Source organism: Kribbella sp. NPDC043289 (assembly GCF_056436705.1).
Genome location: NZ_JBWKCB010000009.1, coordinates 214,392 through 232,321 on the forward strand (window position 1 = coordinate 214,392; position 17,930 = coordinate 232,321).

Below are 17,930 nucleotides of genomic sequence, written 5' to 3' on the forward strand. Positions count from 1 at the left end.
TCGCGGGCCCGCCGTACTCATGTCACTAGTTGATCGTTACGACCGTGCCGGCCCGGTTCGGGAACTCGACGAAGCCGGTGGAGCGCTTGTCGGTCGGAAGACCGGACCACGAGGCGGTGACCTGGAACGGCTTGAACGCGCCCGGTGCCGACGACGGCGTCACCTTCAGCGAGCCGCCGCTCGTCACGACGTTGGTCTGCATCGTGTACTCCGTCGTGCTGGCGCCCGGCGGGTTCGACAGGGTGATGGCGAGCACGCCCCACACGCCAGGGGTCGGACCGGCCAGGCTGGCCGACGCCTGGTTGGAACCGTCACCGACGAAGGACAGTGCCTGCATCTGACCGTTCACGACCTTGTAGAGCACCAGCCAGATGCTGCCGGCCGGGTCGACGGTCTTGATGTTCCACTGCACCGCCTTGGTCTGTGAGGTCACAGTGACCGGGTAGTCGGGCAGGTCCGCGTCAGCAGCACCCGCAGGCACCGCACCCGGTACGAGCGGAGCCGAGACGACGCCGTACGAGCGGATCGGTACTCCGGCCTTGCCAACGGTGGCAGTGAACGACGCGGCGCCGGAAGTGCCAGTGCCGGACACAGCGGTCGGTGCGAGCACAGACGTCGGTACGACGACGATCGGGCTGCGGACCGTCTTACCAGCGCCCTGCCACGTCAGCCAGCCGTTGGTGGTCGCGCCGGAGTCGCCGGTGTCCAGAGTGAGCTTCACCGTGAACGACTTGGTCTGACCGGCCTTGCTGAAGTTCAGGATCGACGGCGTCACCACTGCCTTCATGCCCGGCACCGAAACGGTCGCCCGGTACAGGCCGGGAGTCACAGCGGTCACGCGGCGAGTGATGGTCTGCGTACCCAGCAGCTGTCCCACGGAGATCGACGGAGCGTTGTAGTCACTTGGGTTGATCGCAGGTACGTCGGTACCGGTCTTGACGCCCGTACCTTCCAGATAGCCCAGCCAGTCGGTGTCGCCCGAGTCGTAGACCAGGCCCGGGTCCAGCATCTTGGACGGCTGTACCTCACCAGCACCTGCGTCGAACGGGTTGGTGTCGACGGCGCCAGTGGAGGTCAGTACGTCGCCGGCAGTCGTCATCAGAGCCGACTTGACCGCCATCGGCGACCAGTCCGGGTGCAGCGACAGGTAGAGCGCGGCCAGACCCGCTACGTGCGGTGCGGCCATCGACGTACCCGAGAGGAAGGCGTAGTTCTGTCCGCCGTTGGTCGGCGGCGCAACTGCTGCCAGCACGTTCACGCCGGGCGCAGCGATGTCAGGCTTCAGCAGGTTGCCGTTGCTCGACAGCGACGGCCCGCGCGACGAGAAGTCGGCCATCTGCGGGTACGGCGTCGTAGTGCTGGTCGTATTCCCCGGGACGAGCTCAACCGTCGCGCCGGCCTCTGCGGCGTACGACCGCACCGACAACGCACCCGGCGTGTTGAGGTGCACAGTGGGTACGGCGTGGGAGTCGCCGACCACGTCCTGGTCGAAGAGGTTCAGCAGCACCATGCCGACACCGCCGGCCCGCTGTACCTCGGCGGACTTGTCGACGCGCGCACTGATACCGCGGTCGCAGGCGACGATCTTGCCGGCGGTCTTGGCCGGGTCCAGCGTGTTGGCCAGGCAGATCAGTGCGTCTGCATCGCTGACGCCTGCCTTCTTCACGGTGACACCGTTGACCAGCGGCTTGCTGCCGGTTGCGGACGAGACAGTAGTACTGACACCGGCGTACTTCTGGCCGTTGCCCAGCACGACAGTGCCGTTCCACGGCGCCACAGTGCTCGCGCCGACGGTGGTGACCCACGGGGAGGTGTTGTCGAGCGTCGACGCGTCCGGACCGGAGTTGCCGCCGGCTGCCGAGACGAAGACACCTGCGGACGCGGCGGACAGGAACGCCAGCTGGATCGGGTCCGTGGCCGGGGACTCGATCGTCGAGCCGACCGAGTAGTTGATGACGTCGACGCCGTCGGCCACTGCCTGGTCGATCGCGGAGACGATGTCGGAGGTGAAGCCACCGGAGTCGTTGGCGGCTTTGCCCTCCCAGAGAGCCTTGTACACGGCGATCTTGGCCGCCGGTGCGACACCAGTGACCTTGCCGAGGTCACGGCCACCCAGTACGACGTCCACGTCGGCCTTGCCAGCTGCAGTGGTCGCAGTGTGGGTTCCGTGGCCCTCACCGTCGCGCGGCGACACGTAGTCGGCACGCCGCTCCGGCGGGACCAGGCCGAGCCACCCGTCACCGAAGTACTTGGCGCTGATCAGCTTGGTGTTGCACAGGTCGGCGGTGAAGTCCTCGCCGGTCTGGCAGCTCCCGGTGAAAGTACTGCCGTCGGCCTTCTGCATGACAGTCGTCGAGCCGGACAGGTACGGGCGGTACGGGTCAGCTGCCGTCGGCGGCTCGGTGCCGAGCTTGGAGCCGGCCAGCGACTCGCTCTCCGGCCAGATGCCGGTGTCGACCACACCTACTACGACACCCTTGCCCGCTGCCGCCGTACCGCCGAGCTTGTTCCAGACGCCGTTGGCGCCGGACAGCTTCAGGAAGTCGGTCGGGCTGCGGTCGTCGAGGGCGTGGTGCAGCTGGTCGGGTACGACGGACACGACGCCAGAGGTCTTGCTGAGCTCGTTGACCTGCTTGGAGGTCAGTGCGGCAGCGAAGCCGTTCAGCGTGGTCGAGTAGTCGTGGTCTACCTTCGCTCCGACCTTGCCGGCGACCTGTGCGTGCTTGCCGTTGAGGTAAGCGCGGTACGCCTTCCCGCTGGTGCTGTTGACGTCCACCTTGCGACCGGAGGTCGGCTTGGTCGCCTTCAGCCCGGTCACGCCACCCTGGTACGTCGCGAGCGGCTTGTCGGCCAGCGTGACGACGTACCGACCGGGGGCGAACCCGAAGCGGTTGGTGGACTCAGGAGCTGTTCCCGGTGTCGCGCCCGGTGTCGCGGAGCCTGGTGGAGCCACCAAGGCGGTGGTTATCAGCGCAGCGCCGGCCAGCAATGCGGCCCGGCGGCGCAGGGTGGGATGGTTCACGTGATGCCTCCACGGCAGTAGTCCTGGCCGTGGCTGTAGCCCCGGCCGCCCGCCCCCGAGCTCGGACGCCGAAAGCCTGCCAATCCGGCGCGCCGACTACACGGGATTGGCTTCAAGTAGCCGCTGGCGGAAACCTGCCAGCGGGTATCCGACAGCGTCGGATACCCGCCGTGGCCAACGCATTGACCGTGAGTTATGGAGCATCTCTACTAAATGACTATGCGATGGCTTGCAGTGGTTCTCGGGGTCCTGCTCACCAGCACGACGGCACCAGCTCAAGCGGTGCCGGCCCAGGCTGCGCCGGACTCGGCGAAGCATGCGCTGATCGGGTACCTGCACGCGAGTTTCGCGAACGGATCCGGGTACGTGCCGCTGGCCGACGTACCGGACGAGTGGGACATCATCGACCTCGCCTTCGGAGAGCCGACCTCGGTGACGTCGGGGGACATCCGCTTCAACCGGTGTCCGGCGAGCGAGTGCCCGAACGTGGAATCCGACGCGGACTTCATCGCCGCGATCCGGGCGAAGCAGGCGGCCGGGAAGAAGGTGCTGATCTCGATCGGCGGCCAGAACGGGCAGGTGCAGCTCACCACGACCGCCGCCCGGGACGCGTTCGTCAGCTCGGTCGGCGCGATCATCGACAAGTACGGGCTGGACGGGCTCGACATCGACTTCGAAGGGCACTCGCTCGCCCTGGACTCCGGTGACACCGACTTCCGCAACCCGACCACGCCGGTGATCGTGAACCTGATCGCGGCGCTGAAGACCCTCAAGGCGAAGTACGGCGACAAGTTCGTGCTGACGATGGCGCCGGAGACGTTCTTCGTGCAGGTCGGATACCAGTTCTACGGCGGCTCGAACGGCGGCGACAACCGGACCGGGGCGTACCTGCCGGTCATCCACGCGGTGCGGGACTTCCTGACCGTCCTGCACGTCCAGGACTACAACTCCGGTCCCGTGATGGGGCTCGACAACCAGTACCACACCATGGGCGGTTCTGTGGGCGGTGCGGACTTCCACATCGCCATGACCGACATGGTCAAGGCCGGTTTCCCGGTGGCGAACACCGGCCAGACGTTCCCGGGACTGCGCGACGACCAGATCGGTTTCGGGCTCCCGGCAGCGGTCGGCGCAGGCAACGGCTACACCGCCCCGGCAGCCGTGCACGAGGCGCTCGACTGCTTGGTGAAGGGCCAGAACTGTGGCGGCTACAGCCTCCGCGGCGGTACTTCGCCGGGCCTGCGCGGGCTGATGACGTGGTCGATCAACTGGGACCACTTCAACAACTGGGAGTTCCGGAACAGCCACGCGCCGTACCTCGACGCCCTCCCGTAGGCCGCCCCTCGGGCCCGGTTCGCGAATCAGCCCCTCGCGAACCGGGCCCGGGCCTGTGGATTACGGATCACGATTTGTACGTTTTCGCTGGTATGAAAGAGGCATGACAGCGTCAACGACCCGCGCGGTGATCCTCACCGTGGACGACGACCCCGGCGTTTCCCGGTCGATAGCCCGTGACCTCCGCCGTCGGTACGGCGAGGAGAACCGCATCGTCCGGGCGGAGAATCCGGCGCAGGCGCTCGACGCGCTGAAGGAGCTGAAGCTCCGCGGCGAGCCCGTCGCCCTGCTGCTGGCCGACTACCGGATGCCCCAGATGTCCGGCATCGAGTTCCTCGAGGCCGCGATGGACCTGTTCCCGCTCGCCCGCCGCGTGCTGCTGACGGCGTACGCCGACACCGACGCGGCGATCCAGGCCATCAACGTGGTCGACCTCGACCACTACCTGCTGAAGCCGTGGAACCCGCCGGAGGAGAAGCTCTACCCGGTGGTCGACGCGATGCTCGAGCTGTGGAGGTCGACCCCGGAGCCGTCCGGTGACGAGACCCGGGTGATCGGGCACCGCTGGTCGGCGCCGTCGTTCGCGGCCCGCGACTTCCTCGCCCGCAACGCCGTGCCGTACCGCTGGCTGAACGTCGACGACGACGAGGCCAAGCGGCTCCTCGACGCCGCTGGGGTCGATGGTTCGACGCTGCCGGTGGTGATCACGCCGGATGCCAGCGTGATGGTCGCGCCGTCCGAGGTCGAGCTGGCCACCAAGGTCGGCCTGACCACGGCCCCGGAGAAGGACTTCTACGACCTGGTCGTGGTCGGTGGCGGTCCGGCCGGTCTCGGTGCGGCGGTGTACGGCGCCAGCGAGGGCCTGCGGACCGTACTGGTCGAGCAGTTGGCGACCGGTGGTCAGGCCGGGCAGTCGAGCCGGATCGAGAACTACCTGGGCTTCCCGGACGGTGTGTCCGGGGCGCAGCTGACGGACCGGGCGCGCCGGCAGGCGGTGCGGTTCGGGGCCGAGCTGCTGACGACCAGGCAGGTAGTCGGGCTGGAGACGCTCGGGAACGCGCGGTTGCTGCGGTTCGCCGACGGCAGCGAGATCTCGGCGCACTCGGTGATCCTGGCGACCGGCGTCTCGTACCGGACCCTCCAGGCGCCCGGCGTCGACGATCTGTGTGGCCGCGGGATCTACTACGGCTCGGCGACCACCGAGGGTCCGGCGTGCGCCGGTTCGGAGGTCTACATCATCGGCGGGGCGAACTCCGCCGGTCAGGCCGCGGTCTATTTCTCGAGGCATGCGAAACGTGTGCATATGCTGGTAAGAGGACCATCGCTCACCGCGACGATGTCGTCGTACCTGATCGACCAGATCGCCGAGATCGACAACATCGAGGTGCACACCTGCACGCAGGTCGTTTCCTGTATCGGCTCGGAGCACCTGGAACATCTCACCCTGCTGAACAGCGAGACCGGCGAGAAGCGTGAGGTGGACACGGAATGGATGTTCGTGTTCATCGGCGCCGCCCCGCGGACGGACTGGCTGCCTGGTGACCTGCTCCGCGACGAGCGCGGTTTCGTCCTCACCGGACCGGACCTGCACGGCCGACCGCCGGGCTGGCCGCTGGAGCGGGAGCCGTACCACCTCGAGACGAGCATGCCGGGCGTGTTCGCCGCGGGCGACGTACGGGCCGAGTCGGTGAAGCGAGTCGCGTCGGCCGTCGGCGACGGGGCGATGGCCGTGACACTGGTGCACCGATACCTGGAGATGCTCTGATGACTGACCAGACCGTGGAGCCGCGGCGGCTGACCCCGGACGAGCTGCGCACGCTGTTCCTCTTCGAGAGCCTCACCGAGGAGCAGCTCGGCTGGCTGTCCGAGGCAGGGTATGTCGAGTCCGTGCACGACGGCATCGTGTTCAACGAGGGTGACGAGGCGACCTGCTGCTACGTCCTGCTGACCGGTGAGATCCGGCTCTGCAAGCTCTCGCACGGCGAGCTGGTGGAGATCAACCGGACCAACCAGCGCGGGGTGTACTCCGGCGCGTTCAACGCGTTCTTCGGTGCCAACGACCACAAGTCGTACACCGCGACGATGCAGGTGACGCAGCCGTCGGAGTTCTTCGTCATCGGCGCCGAGACGATGGCGACGATGATGAACACCTGGTTCCCGATGGCGGTGCACCTGATCGAGGGCTTCGTGATGGGCATGCGCCGGACCAACGAGACGCTCGGCGAGCGCGAGCGGTTGCTTGCCCTCGGCTCGTTGTCCGCGGGTCTGACCCACGAGTTGAACAACCCGGCCGCGGCGGCGGTCCGCGCGGCGGCGTCCTTGCGGCAGCGGGTCTCCGGCATGCGGTCGAAGCTGGCGATGCTGGCCGACGGGACGCTCGACGCGACCAAGCTGCACCAGATCGTCGCGCTGCAGGACGACGCGGTCGAGCGGCTGGAGAAGAACAAGGACAAGGACATCCCGCCGATGGAGCTGTCCGACCGCGAGGACACGCTCACCGACTGGCTCGACGACCACGACGTCCAGGCGAGCTGGGACGTGGCGCCGGTGCTGGCCCAGGCCGGCCTCGACGTGCCGTGGATGGAGGAGGTGCTGACGGCGGTCGGCCCGAAGTACCTCGAGGGCGCGGTGCGGTGGTTGATGTACACGATCGACACCGAGTCGCTGATGAACGAGATCGACGATTCGGTGACCCGGATCTCGACACTCGTCGGTGCCGCGAAGCAGTACTCGCAGATCGACAGGGCGCCGTACCAGACTGTTGATCTGCGGGAGTTGCTGAAGTCGACGCTGGTGATGATGTCGGGCAAGCTCCAGGGGTACGAGGTGGTGAAGGACTTCGATCCCGAGCTGCCGGCGATCCCGGCGTACGCCGCCGAGCTCAACCAGGTGTGGACGAACATCATCGACAACGCGGTCAGCGCGATGGGCGGCACCGGCACCCTCACACTCCGGACCCGGCGCGACGGCGCGTATGCGGTCGTCGAGATCGGCGACACCGGACCGGGGATCCCGGAGGAGATCCGGCGCCGGATCTTCGAGCCGTTCTTCACGACGAAACCGATCGGTGAGGGTACCGGTCTCGGCCTCGACATCTCCTGGCGGATCGTGGTGAAGAAGCACCACGGCGACCTCCGCGTGGAGTCCGAGCCGGGCCGCACCGTCTTCAAGATCGTCCTGCCGCTCGATCCCGAACGCGAGCTCGAGTCCGACCCGGCGCTGCTCTCCTGAGGTTGCTTACGGCAACCAGGTGACGATGGTGGAGATGGCCTCGGGATCCAGATGTCCCGGGGCCTGGTACTCCGCCATCGTCGACGGCCCGCTGCCTGCGAAGAACAGGTGGTTGTCCGCGTCCAGCACCTTGATCGTGGCGTCGGGCAGCCCGTCGCGCCACGCCGGGAGGTCGTCGGTGACGGTCACCTGATAGTCCCGACCGCCTTGCAGGACAAGGATCGGTACGTCGAGTTTCGCCGCGGTGGCGACTGGGTCGTAGGCGCGAAGGTCCAGCCAGAATGATCCCGGCAGACCGAAGGGGAGGTCGGGGGTTTCGGGTGTCAGGTCTGGGTTGTCGACGGCGGCTGCTTGGCGCTGGAAGATTTCGACGCTCTCTGGTAGGACTGCTCCGGTCTCCGCAAGATGGCGCATGACGCGCACGGCGGCGTGGTGCATCGGCGTGGTGTCGCCGGCCATGATCACGACGCCGGCGACGAGCGGTTCCTCAGCGGCGATCTTCGGCGCGACTTTTCCGCCCATGCTGTGACCGACGAGGACAACCCGGTCGACGTGCTCCGCGAGGGCGCGTACGGCGGCGATGCCGTGCGGGACGTACTCCGCCGTCATCGTGTACCCGGGCTCGGTCATCGCCTCGGGCCGATTCGCGGTCAGCTTGTCGAACCGCAGTACCGCGACGCCCTGCGTGGCGAGACCCCAGGCGAGATCCTTCAACGGCTTGTTCGGCCCGCTGGTCCCGTCGCGGTCGAACGGGCCGCCGCCGGCGAGCAGCACGACACCTCGACCGGTCGGCTGCGTCGGCAGTGTCAGCGTGCCGGCGACAGTACGGCCCGCGGCATCCAGGGCGATGTCTTGCTCGGTGAACGCGGTCGGATCGGCGTACGGCGGGGGAGTCCAGGAGGTCATCGGCGTACCTTTCTCAATCTTTGCGAAAGGTAGCATGGCGTGAGATCGTTTCGCCATGGATCCGTTGGAGCTGCTGGGGCATCCGGTGCGATTGCGGATCGTGCATGCGTTGCGCGGCGGCCGCGAGCTGACGACCGGTGAGCTGGGGGAGCTGATCGCGGACGTGTCGAAGGCGACGCTGTACCGGCACGTCGAGCTGCTCGCCGAGGGCGGGATCCTCGAGGTCGCGGAGGAACGGCGGGTGCGTGGTGCGGTCGAGCGCCGCTTCCGCTTGCGTGCCGAACGCGCGTCGATCACGCCGGAACAGCTCGAGCAGCTCACAACCGACGACCACCGTCGCGCTTTTGCGATCGCGATGGCGGCGCTGCTTGCGGAGTTCACGGCGTACGTCGACCATGCCGGCGCCGACCCACTCGCCGACCTCGTCGGCTACCGCCAACACGCCATCTGGCTGTCGGACACGGAACTCCACGACCTGATCGAAGGCCTCCGAGCCGCCATCCTCCCGGCCCTCACCAACCAGGCAACCCCCACCCGCCGCCGCTACCTCCTCAGCCCCATCCTCTTCCCCACTGAGGCCGACACTGGGGAACCCAGCTAGCCGATCCCGGTGCACTGCGCTCCCCAAACCAGCCCCGCTCGTTCCCCAAACCAGCCCCGCTCGTTCCCCAAACCAGCCCCGCTCGTTCCCCAAACCAGCCCGCTCGGCCGAGACGAGCCTGCATCGCGGGGAGGGTTATCCGCTCGTGTTGGGGGTGGTGACGTCGTATACCCACGGAGAACCCCCAACGCCAGGGGATAACCCTGCTTGGCGAGTGCGAGTGCGAGTGCGAGTGCGAGTGGCGAGGGCCGTGTGGTGAGTGTGACTCGCGGGTGGCGAGTGGCGAGTGGCGAGTGGCGGGGCGGGGCGGGGTGTGGGGATGGTGGGCTGCGGCTCGGGCCCAGTGGGTTATGTGGGGGTGGTGGGGTAGAGCTGGGATTCCAGGAGGGCGGGGCGGTTGCGGGCTTCGATGGATTCGAGGGGTTCGCCTTGGCGCCAGAGGGCTTGGGCTATTTCGGAGTACGGGCGGACTGTTGTCGGTGTCCAGGTGTCGGGTTTCCAGGCGCGGGCTCGGGCGAAGGACTTCGGGCAGTGGAAGAACGTTTCTTCGACGTGGAGCAGGAGGGCCAGGCGCGGGCGGTGGGAGCGGACGATCATGTCGTCGAAGAACGGGCCGTCGGTGACGATGCGGGCGCGGCCGTTCACGCGGAGGGTTTCGGGGCGGCCGGGGATCAGGAAGAGCAGGCCGGCGTGCGGGTTGTCGAGGATGTTGCGGAAGCCGTCCATGCGGCGGTTGCCCGAGCGTTCGGGGATCGCGAGAGTGCCGGCGTCGAGCACCTTCACGAAGCCCGGCGGGTCGCCCTTCGGTGAGACGTCGCAGGTGCCGTCGAGGGACGAGGTCGCGACGAAGACCAGCGGCGAGCCGCCGATCCACTCCCGGTGTACGTCGCTCAGCCGCGCCTCCACCTTGTCGCGCACAATCGGTTCCGGAGTCCCAAACCCCTCGAGCTCACCAACGCTCCGCACCTCCGGAAGTTCCTCCCACCCACTCACCACAACGCCTCCCAAGCCCCTCACCACAGTTCGTCCCCTGCACTCACCGCGGTTCCTTCCACGCATCCACCGCACTTCGTCCCGCGCACTCATTCCAGTTCCTCTCGCGCATCCACAGCACTTCTTCCCGCGCGTCCGCCGCCGCGGTCACGACCCGATCACCTTGGGGAGGATTGCCTGCCCATTCCGGGCACCAAATCCTCCCCAGCCCGCCGTTCGTGCCGTGCCCTCGCTGCGGTTCCGTTGGCGCGGTCGTCGCAGCTCGCCCGCCGCTCGCACCGCACTTCCTCCACGCGTCCGCCGCGGTTCGTGCGGCGCGGGCGCTCTCACTGCGGTTTCTCCCGCGCATCCACAGCACTTCTTCCCGCGCATCCGGCTCCGCGGGTTCGACCCGATCACCTTGGGGAGGATTGCCTGCCCATTCCGGGCACCAAATCCTCCCCAACCCGCCGTTCGTGCCGTGCCTTCGCCGCGGTTTCGCTCGCGCGGTCGTCGCAGTTGGCCGCGGTCTGATCGCGAGTCCGCCGCAGTTCGTCTCGTGCGCTCGACTGCAGTTCCCGTCGCGTGTCCACCGCAAGTCCGCTCGTGCTCTCGCCGGAGCTGTTCGCATGCATTCACCACGGCTTCTTCTCGTCCGGTGTCAGTTGGTAAGACGAGATAGACGCCTGCTTGGTGACATGGGTCAGCGGAGGGCGGTGCCCTGGGTGTGGGTGAGGAGGGTGAGGTCTTCGCGGGTGGGGAGGGATTCCCAGTCGCCGTACGCCGAGACGCAGAAGGCGCCGGAGGTCGTGGCGCGTTCGAGGCGGGATTCGGGGGAGAGGGCATCGAGGGTGGCTGAGAGGTAGCCGGAGACGAAGGCGTCGCCGGCGCCGATGCTGTCGGCGACGGTTACCGGGAGGGCGGGCTGGTGGATGGTTCCTGCGGACGAATGCGCCCAGGCGCCTTTGCTGCCGGCGGTGACGATGACGTGGTCGACGGTGCTGAGGAGGTCGGTGACGGGCTCGGCGGCGTCGGTGAGGAGGTCGAGTTCGTCGTCGGAGGCGAACACGGTGTGGATGTACGGGAGGAGTTCGCGGAGTGCGCCGGCGTCTTCGGGGCGGGACCAGAGGCGGGCGCGGTAGTTGACGTCTAGCGACACCTGCACGCCGGCTGCATACGCCGTTTGTACGGCGGCCAAAGTCGCGGCGCGGGTGGTGTCGGAGAGGGCGGGGGTGATGCCGGTGACATGTAGGAGGGTGGGGCGGATCGCGGTGATCGCGGCGGTGGTTTCGTCGGCGGTGAGGGTGGAGGCGGCCGAGCCGTTTCGGTGGTAGCTGACGCGGGTGATGTCGTGCGAGGGCTGGTCGAAGGCGATGAAACCGGTGAACGCGTCGTCGGCGTACCGCAGGTGGGTGGTGTCGACGCCTTCGGCGCGCAGGGTGCGCTGGATCAGGCGACCGGGTTCGTCGTTGCCGACGGCGCTCAGCCAGGTGGCGTGGTGGCCGAGGCGGGCGAGGCCGATCGCGACGTTGCTCTCGGAGCCGGCGATCGACAGGTGTGCGTCCCCACCGAGGCGCATCGGGCGGGCGGTCCGCACCGAAACCATCGTCTCACCGAACGTCAACAGATCAGTCATCAAGCACTCCGAAGGGTGAACAGGCGGTCATCGAGCGGTCCGCGGGACGAGCGGGGTAGGTCATCGGGCGGTTCGTGGGGAGGGCGAAGGTGGAGCATCGAGCGGGTCTCGAGGCGAGGGGGGAGCGAGGCGAGCGGGGCTTCGTGAGGTGGTGGGTGGTCATACGTTGAGGGTGGTGCGGAAAGTTTGGGCTCGGACGGCTAGGTCGGCGAGGTTGCCGCCCATGGCCGCGTCGCCAAGGAGGGGGGAACCGACGCCGACGGCCAAGGCGCCGGCGGCCAGGTACTGGGGGGCGGAGACCGCGTCGATCCCGCCGACCGCGATCAGGGGAGCGTCGGGGAGTGGGGCTCGGAGTTCGGAGAGGTAGCCCGGGCCGTGGAGTTTGGCGGGGAAGATCTTGACGGCGGTGGCTCCCAGGTCGAGCGCGGTGACCACCTCGGTGGGGGTGAGCGCGCCGCAGAGCAGCGGCAGGCCGAGTTCGATCGAGCGGTGGGAGCCGCGGGTGATCGCCGGTGTGACGGCGAACCCGGCGCCGGCGGCGGCGACCTCGTCGGCCTGGGTCGCGGTGACGACGGTGCCGGCGCCGATCAGGATGTGTGCGTCGTACAGCGACCGCGCGTTGGCGATCGCCTCGACGCCGCCCGGCGTGGTCAGTGAGATCTCCAGCGCGGTGATCCCGGCCTCGACCAGGGTCTCGACGCAGGCCAGCGCGGTGTCCGCGCTGTCCGCGCGGATGATCGCGAGCAGTTTCCGGCTCCGGAGTTCGGCAAGCAGATCCATGGTCTCCAACCTAAGTGACGAGGATAGACATAGGACGTCCCATGAGCTCTGGTGTGGACGCCCGATCTGTGGCTAACTTTCTTAGTGAACAACCGCCCCGTTGTTTACTTTCTGGAGGCATCCGCTCATGCCTAAGCTCAAAGCCCTGCTGATCGCGCTGGCGCTGACCGCGCTGACCGTGCAAGCACCGACTGCCCAAGCCGCCGTCACGACGACCGTCCTGTTCAACAAGGGAGATGCCGGCTACGGCTGCTACCGCATCCCCGCGATCGTGAAGACCAAGGCCGGCACCTTGCTCGCCTTCGCCGAGGCCCGCCGCGCTTGGTGCGCCGACTCCCAGGAGATCGACCTGGTGATGCGCCGCTCCGAGGACGACGGCCGTACCTGGTCGGCCACCCAAACCGTCCTCTCCGGCACCGACTCCGACCCGAACGCCGTCGCCACCCGAGGCAACCCGGCCCCGATCGTCGACTACGAGACCGGCCGCATCGTCCTGCTCACCACGATGGACCCCGGTACGACGAGCCGCCCGCGGACGCCGTACGTCCAGTTCAGTGAGGACGACGGGAAGACGTGGAGCAAGGCGAAGAACATCGGCGACCAGATCGACGACCCGGCGTGGGGCTGGTACGCGACCGGTCCCGTGCACGGCATTCAGCTCACCCGCGGCGCTCATGCCGGTCGTCTCGTCGTGGGCACCAACTACGACAACGGCGCCGGCCAGAACGCCGGTCAGCTCGTCTACAGCGACGACCACGGCGACACCTGGCACAAGGGCGCGACGGATCTGCGCTCGGACGCCACGCCGCAGGAGATCAGCGTCGTCGAGAAGGTCGACGGAAGCGTGTACGCCGGTGCGCGCAACAACGCCGGTACGTCGGGTGCCAGCCGGATGGCCGCGGTGAGCAACGACGGTGCTCAAACGTTTGCGGCCCCCTTCGCGACGATCACCGGCCTGACCACTCCCGTCGTACAGGGGTCGCTGCAGCGGTTGCGTGCGGTCGATCAAGGGGACAAATACAACCGGCTCTTGTTTGCCTCGCCTGCGGATCCCGATCGGCGGCGGTACATGACGATCCGGTCCAGCTTCGACGAGGGCAAGACCTGGCAGACCGTCGACGAGGGCACGAGGATCACCAGCGACTGGTCCGGGTACTCCGACATGGCGATCCTCGACACCGGCGAGATCGGCCTGCTCTACGAGGGCGGTACGGTCGACGCGCGGGACCAGATCCGTTTCGCGCGCTTCACCGAGAACGACATCGGCCACCCGGACGCGCCGCTCGGCACGACCACGCTGGACGTCTCCGGCCTGAACAACAACAGCTACCTGCGCGGCGGCACGACCTCGGTCGCCGGCAAGTTCGGGCAGGCGCGGGATCTCGACGGTGTCGACGACGCGATCCAGTTGCCGTACGCCGAGTCGCTCGCGGTCGGCGCCGGTGACTTCACCGCGATGGCGTGGATCAAGTACGGCGCCTCCACCACCCCGCAGGCGATCTTCTGGGGATACGGCATCAACGAGTTCTCGCAGTTCTGGCTCCGCGCGGAACCGGCCGACGGTCGCATCCGCGGCCTGATCACCACCGGCGGCAACACCGCAGCGGTCCAGACAGCGAAGGCGTACAACGACAACGCCTGGCACCACGTCGCCCTGCAACGCAAGGCCGGCACGCTCGCGATCTGGGTCGACGGCGCCCAGATCGCGAGCGTCACCGCGCCCAGCGGATCGGTCAGCCCCGGCCGCCCCTTCAAGATGTACGTCGGTCAGCGGCTCGACGGCGCCCATCACTTCGACGGCTCGCTCGACGAGGTACGCCTCTACAAGCGAGCGCTGACCGCGACCGAGCTCAACAGCATCCGCACGAGCAACAGCACCGCGGTACCGAACGCCGTACTCGATCTGCCGCTCGGGTGACATCAGACCGGCCTGGCGGCGACCGTCAACCGCCAGGTCAGTTCACCACTCGCCGGCACCACCGCGGCGTCGTCCGGCCCGGCCTCCGCGAGGTCGAACACCCGCCCGAGCATCGCCTCCACCCCGAGACTCCGGTACGGCGCATCGCTCGGGAAGCCGCCCTGGTTACGCCACAACGCGACCGAAACCGGTTGCCCCGGGCAACTCAACGTCCACGTGAGTTCGGCGCCGCGGTCGCGGACCGAGACCGTCGGGCAGTCCACCAGGATCGCGCCGGCGGCGGATCCGTCCGTGGGTCCGAACTCCCCGAGCTCGAGCGGCGTCGGCCAGCCAGCGGCCACCCAGGGTTCGCCGTCCGGCCAGGCCCACGGCAACAAGGGAGCCGCCTCGGGATAGAGCCGGCAGACCGTTCCCGGCAGTGCGGAGATGGTTGCACCGGGCACGCAGTCGAGCAGTGCGTGGGCCGCCCAAAGGAAGCGGTAACCGGGTGATGCTTCCAGGTGGTAGTCGACCGTGACGGTCTCCGCGCCCGGGGTGAACGCGCGGGTCAGCACCGCGTCCCCGAACACGACCGAACTGTCCCAGGGCTGGTTCCACAGACCTCCGTGGTCAGGCACCCCGCGGATCGTGGGAAAGCACTCGTCGACCCCGCCGGCATCGACGAACGTCGCGAGACCGGCGCGCGAACCGGTGATCAGGCCTGGACCGCCCCAGAGCCATTCGCGTCCGGCGAGGCGCAGGGATGTCCAGCGCCCGCCGTCGGCGGCGTCGATCGTGACGACGCGGCCGGCCCCGCTCACCATTCCGCGAACGAGCCGTCGTGGTGGGTCCACACCGGGTTGCGCCACGCGTGACCGGTCCGGTCGGCGGCGCGGACGGCGTCCTCGTCGACCGTGATCCCCAGGCCCGGTTGGGGATTCCACTCGGCATGACCGTCGACCCAGGTGAACGGCGCCGGATCCACGACGTACGACGTGAGGTCACTCGTCACGTTGTAGTGGATGCCGCGGCTCTGCTCCTGGATCAGGAAGTTCGGCGTCGCGAACGACACCTGCAACGACGCCGCCAGCGAGATCGGCCCCAAGGGACAGTGCGGCGCGAGCATCGCACCGTGCGCATCCGCGAGTACGGCGATCCGCCGCAGCTCGGAGATCCCGCCGGCATGCGACACGTCGGGCTGCACAACCGCGACCCCCGCGTTCAGCGGCGCGAGGAAATCGGACCGGTGGTAGAGCCGCTCGCCCAGCGCCACCGGCACCGTCGACGTCGTCACCACTTCAGGCAGATGCGCCATCTGCTCGGGCAGCACCGGCTCCTCGACGAACATCGGGTGCAGGTCCTCGACCGCGTGCAGGATCCGTCGCGCCGCGGCCACGCCGACCCGCCCGTGCAGGTCGATCGCGACATCGCGCGAATCACCGAGGACCTCACGGGCCGCGGCGAGCCGAGTCACGATGTCGTTGATCTCGGCAACAGATGGCGACGTCTGGATCAGCCCGCTGGCGTTCATCTTCACCGCGGTCATGCCCGCCGCGATCTGCTCGGCGACGGCCTCGCCGATCGACGACGGTTCGTCGCCGCCGACCCACGCGTACACGCGGACCCGATCGCGCACCCGCCCACCGAGCAGCGCTGACACCGGGGCGCCGTACACCTTGCCGGCGATGTCCCAGAGGGCGTGGTCGAGGCCGGCGACGGCGCTGCTGAGCACCGGTCCGCCGCGATAGAAGCCGCCCTTCGTCAACACCTGCCAGTGCCGCTCGATCTGCAGCGGGTCCTGCCCGATCAGGTACTCCGACAGTACGTCGATCGCCGCGCGCACCACTTCGGCGCGACCTTCGACGACCGGCTCGCCCCACCCGACGACACCGTCACTGGTCTCGATCCGGCAGAACAGCCAGCGCGGCGGGACGAGGAACGTCTCGATTCTCTCGATCTTCACTTGCGTCGCCTCCGGCTCCTGGAGCCACGAACCTCGGTGAGGTCCTCGGCCGCCTTCGCGAGCAGTTCGCGCATCGCGAGCTCGGCGCCTTCGGGGTCGTGCGCGCGGACCGCGTCCACGACCAGCCGGTGGCTCGGCACCGGGTCGTCGGACGGCTTCACGGTGTGCACCAGACGGTCGCGGTCGGCGAGCCCGGTCTCCATGATCACTTCCATCTTGGTCAGCAGCTCGTTCCCCGTTGCCGCGAGCAACGCGCGGTGGAAGGCGAGGTCCGCGGTCACGGCCGCGAGGTCGTCAGCCGCGGACTCCATCGCGGCGAGCGCTGCGTCCAACGCGGCGAGGTGCGAGTCGTCGCCGCGGATCGCGGCCAGCCGGGCGGCGGCCGGCTCGACGATGCCGCGGACCTCGTGCAGTTCCTCGAGCAGCTCGGGCCGGGCGTCGGCGTCGCGGAAGTGCCAGCGGATCATGTCCGCGTCGAGCAGGTTCCAGTCCGACCGCGGCCGGACGAACGTGCCGCGCTTCTGCCGCGCGTCGACGAGACCCTTCGCGGTCAGTACCTTCAGTGCCTCGCGGACCGCGGTCAGGCTGACACCGAGGTCGGCCTGCAGTTCGGTCACGTTGATGGTCGCGCCCTCCGGGATCTGCCCGGACAGGATGCGCTGCGCCATCTCCTCCACGATCTGGCCGTGCAGACCCCGCGTCACGCCGCGCTGAATCCCCGTCACTCTGCTCTCCTTCACGCCGAGTCCTTCACCGCGGACCATCCGCCGTCGACCACCAGACTGGTGGCAGTCACGAACGACGCCTCGGACGACAGCAGGAACGCCACCGCCTGCGCGACCTCGTCCGGTTGTCCGAGCCGCTTCAGCGCCGTCGCCTGGGCGCTCTTCGCGCGTCCCTCCGCGTCGACGCGGTCCCACATCGCCGTCACGACCGGGCCCGGAAGCACCGTGTTGACCCGGATCGAGCGACCGTACTCGACGGCCAGCTGACGCCCGAGCGAGACGAGTGCGCCCTTCGTCGCGGCGTACGCCGGGTGTCCTGGGAGACCCGCGATGGCGTGCACCGAGGAGACGAGGACGACCGAGCCGGCGTTCGCGACCAGGTCGTCGTACAGGGCCTGGAAGCCGAGGAAGGCGGCGGTCAGGTTGACGTCGAGCTGGCGTTGCCAGGACGGCGGTGACAGTTCGTGGGCCGGCTTCACGTCGACGACGACCGCGTTGCTGACCAGGCCGTCGATCGGGCCGAGCTCGTCCCGGCCGCGGGCCGCGACCTCCGCCCAGGTGTCCGGCGACGCGACGTCACCGACCACGCTGATCGCCTTGCCCGGCAGCTCCTTGCCGGGGTGGATGTCCACCTGCACGACCTGCGCGCCCTCGGTCAACGCCCGTTCGGCGCACGCCGCGCCGATCCCCGACGCGGCCCCGGTCACCACGATCACCCGCCCAGCCAGCCGCACCCGCGCCTCCTCAAGTCATTCCCACCCAAGCACGGGCGAGCCAGCGTTCCAACGATGAACAAGGCACCAGGTTGACCGCGACCACTTCGCCCGTCAAGCAATTTGCTCATAATTTACGAATTAATACC

At 68.4% G+C, this 17,930-nt stretch carries 14 protein-coding genes; 5 read left to right on the forward strand and 9 right to left on the reverse strand.

All coding sequences use genetic code 11. From position 1 onward, the window contains the following. Window positions 1–25: 25 nt before the first annotated feature. The gene (locus AC0662_RS37290) at window positions 26–3,022 is read right to left on the reverse strand and encodes a S8 family peptidase (RefSeq protein WP_478306571.1); all 2,997 of its coding nucleotides are present in this window, start codon (window positions 3,020–3,022) and stop codon (window positions 26–28) included. A 219-nt stretch (window positions 3,023–3,241) separates the two neighbouring features. Here AC0662_RS37290 and AC0662_RS37295 point away from each other — a divergent pair, with 219 nt between their 5' ends. The 3 genes from AC0662_RS37295 (at window position 3,242) to AC0662_RS37305 (ending at window position 7,588) form a co-directional block, all read left to right on the forward strand. Beyond that, the gene (locus tag AC0662_RS37295; protein WP_452201983.1) at window positions 3,242–4,357 is read left to right on the forward strand and encodes a chitinase; all 1,116 of its coding nucleotides are present in this window, start codon (window positions 3,242–3,244) and stop codon (window positions 4,355–4,357) included. 103 nt (window positions 4,358–4,460) lie between these two features. After that, window positions 4,461–6,122 carry an FAD-dependent oxidoreductase gene (locus AC0662_RS37300; protein WP_452201985.1) on the forward strand — a complete coding sequence of 554 codons (1,662 nt, stop codon included), beginning with the start codon at window positions 4,461–4,463 and terminating at the stop codon, window positions 6,120–6,122. Beyond that, a complete protein-coding gene (locus AC0662_RS37305) occupies window positions 6,122–7,588 on the forward strand; it encodes an ATP-binding protein (protein WP_478306573.1) in 1,467 nt (488 codons plus the stop codon). The genes AC0662_RS37300 and AC0662_RS37305 overlap by 1 nt, the downstream gene beginning before the upstream one ends. 6 nt (window positions 7,589–7,594) lie before the next feature. Here AC0662_RS37305 and AC0662_RS37310 read toward each other — a convergent pair whose 3' ends face one another. Then, entirely contained in the window at window positions 7,595–8,494 is a 900-nt protein-coding gene (locus AC0662_RS37310; RefSeq protein WP_478306575.1) for an alpha/beta hydrolase family protein, read from the reverse strand. A 55-nt stretch (window positions 8,495–8,549) separates the two neighbouring features. On the opposite strand from AC0662_RS37310, the gene AC0662_RS37315 reads away from it, so the two are divergent. After that, window positions 8,550–9,095, forward strand: a complete 546-nt coding sequence (locus tag AC0662_RS37315) for a helix-turn-helix domain-containing protein (RefSeq protein ID WP_478306577.1) — start codon at window positions 8,550–8,552, stop codon at window positions 9,093–9,095. A 348-nt stretch (window positions 9,096–9,443) separates the two neighbouring features. Here AC0662_RS37315 and AC0662_RS37320 read toward each other — a convergent pair whose 3' ends face one another. The 3 genes from AC0662_RS37320 to AC0662_RS37330 all read right to left on the reverse strand — a co-directional run bounded on the left by AC0662_RS37320 (window position 9,444) and on the right by AC0662_RS37330 (window position 12,483). Further along, window positions 9,444–10,115 (reverse strand): MSMEG_1061 family FMN-dependent PPOX-type flavoprotein, encoded by a 672-nt coding sequence (locus AC0662_RS37320; protein WP_478306579.1) that lies wholly within the window; start codon window positions 10,113–10,115, stop codon window positions 9,444–9,446. Window positions 10,116–10,770: 655 nt separating this feature from the next. Then, entirely contained in the window at window positions 10,771–11,703 is a 933-nt protein-coding gene (locus tag AC0662_RS37325) for a sugar kinase (RefSeq protein ID WP_478306581.1), read from the reverse strand. A 159-nt stretch (window positions 11,704–11,862) separates the two neighbouring features. Further along, entirely contained in the window at window positions 11,863–12,483 is a 621-nt protein-coding gene (locus AC0662_RS37330; RefSeq protein ID WP_452201997.1) for a bifunctional 4-hydroxy-2-oxoglutarate aldolase/2-dehydro-3-deoxy-phosphogluconate aldolase, read from the reverse strand. A gap of 127 nt (window positions 12,484–12,610) precedes the next feature. Here AC0662_RS37330 and AC0662_RS37335 point away from each other — a divergent pair, with 127 nt between their 5' ends. Continuing rightward, window positions 12,611–14,401, forward strand: coding sequence for an exo-alpha-sialidase (locus AC0662_RS37335; protein WP_452201999.1), 1,791 nt, complete (start codon window positions 12,611–12,613; stop codon window positions 14,399–14,401). A 2-nt stretch (window positions 14,402–14,403) separates the two neighbouring features. Here the strand turns inward: AC0662_RS37335 and AC0662_RS37340 are convergent, their stop codons facing one another. From AC0662_RS37340 to AC0662_RS37355, 4 genes are read right to left on the reverse strand one after another with little or no spacing between them, the layout of a single operon-like run. Then, window positions 14,404–15,204 carry a hypothetical protein gene (locus tag AC0662_RS37340; protein ID WP_478306583.1) on the reverse strand — a complete coding sequence of 267 codons (801 nt, stop codon included), beginning with the start codon at window positions 15,202–15,204 and terminating at the stop codon, window positions 14,404–14,406. Beyond that, window positions 15,198–16,343, reverse strand: coding sequence for a galactonate dehydratase (dgoD, locus tag AC0662_RS37345; RefSeq protein WP_478306585.1), 1,146 nt, complete (start codon window positions 16,341–16,343; stop codon window positions 15,198–15,200). Before dgoD ends, AC0662_RS37340 begins: the two co-directional genes overlap by 7 nt. Then, a complete protein-coding gene (locus AC0662_RS37350; RefSeq protein ID WP_478306587.1) occupies window positions 16,340–17,068 on the reverse strand; it encodes a FadR/GntR family transcriptional regulator in 729 nt (242 codons plus the stop codon). The genes dgoD and AC0662_RS37350 overlap by 4 nt, the downstream gene beginning before the upstream one ends. 11 nt (window positions 17,069–17,079) lie before the next feature. After that, window positions 17,080–17,802 carry an SDR family NAD(P)-dependent oxidoreductase gene (locus tag AC0662_RS37355; protein WP_452202007.1) on the reverse strand — a complete coding sequence of 241 codons (723 nt, stop codon included), beginning with the start codon at window positions 17,800–17,802 and terminating at the stop codon, window positions 17,080–17,082. Window positions 17,803–17,930 lie beyond the last annotated feature (128 nt).

Coding starts and splice junctions, on each gene's coding strand:
- AC0662_RS37295 (WP_452201983.1), top strand. CDS start 3,242: ATGCGATGGCTTGCAGTGGTTCTCGGGGTCCTGCTCACCAGCACGACG.
- AC0662_RS37300 (WP_452201985.1), top strand. CDS start 4,461: ATGACAGCGTCAACGACCCGCGCGGTGATCCTCACCGTGGACGACGAC.
- AC0662_RS37305 (WP_478306573.1), top strand. CDS start 6,122: ATGACTGACCAGACCGTGGAGCCGCGGCGGCTGACCCCGGACGAGCTG.
- AC0662_RS37310 (WP_478306575.1), bottom strand. CDS start 8,494: ATGACCTCCTGGACTCCCCCGCCGTACGCCGATCCGACCGCGTTCACC.
- AC0662_RS37315 (WP_478306577.1), top strand. CDS start 8,550: ATGGATCCGTTGGAGCTGCTGGGGCATCCGGTGCGATTGCGGATCGTG.
- AC0662_RS37325 (WP_478306581.1), bottom strand. CDS start 11,703: ATGACTGATCTGTTGACGTTCGGTGAGACGATGGTTTCGGTGCGGACC.
- AC0662_RS37330 (WP_452201997.1), bottom strand. CDS start 12,483: ATGGATCTGCTTGCCGAACTCCGGAGCCGGAAACTGCTCGCGATCATC.
- AC0662_RS37335 (WP_452201999.1), top strand. CDS start 12,611: ATGCCTAAGCTCAAAGCCCTGCTGATCGCGCTGGCGCTGACCGCGCTG.
- AC0662_RS37340 (WP_478306583.1), bottom strand. CDS start 15,204: ATGGTGAGCGGGGCCGGCCGCGTCGTCACGATCGACGCCGCCGACGGC.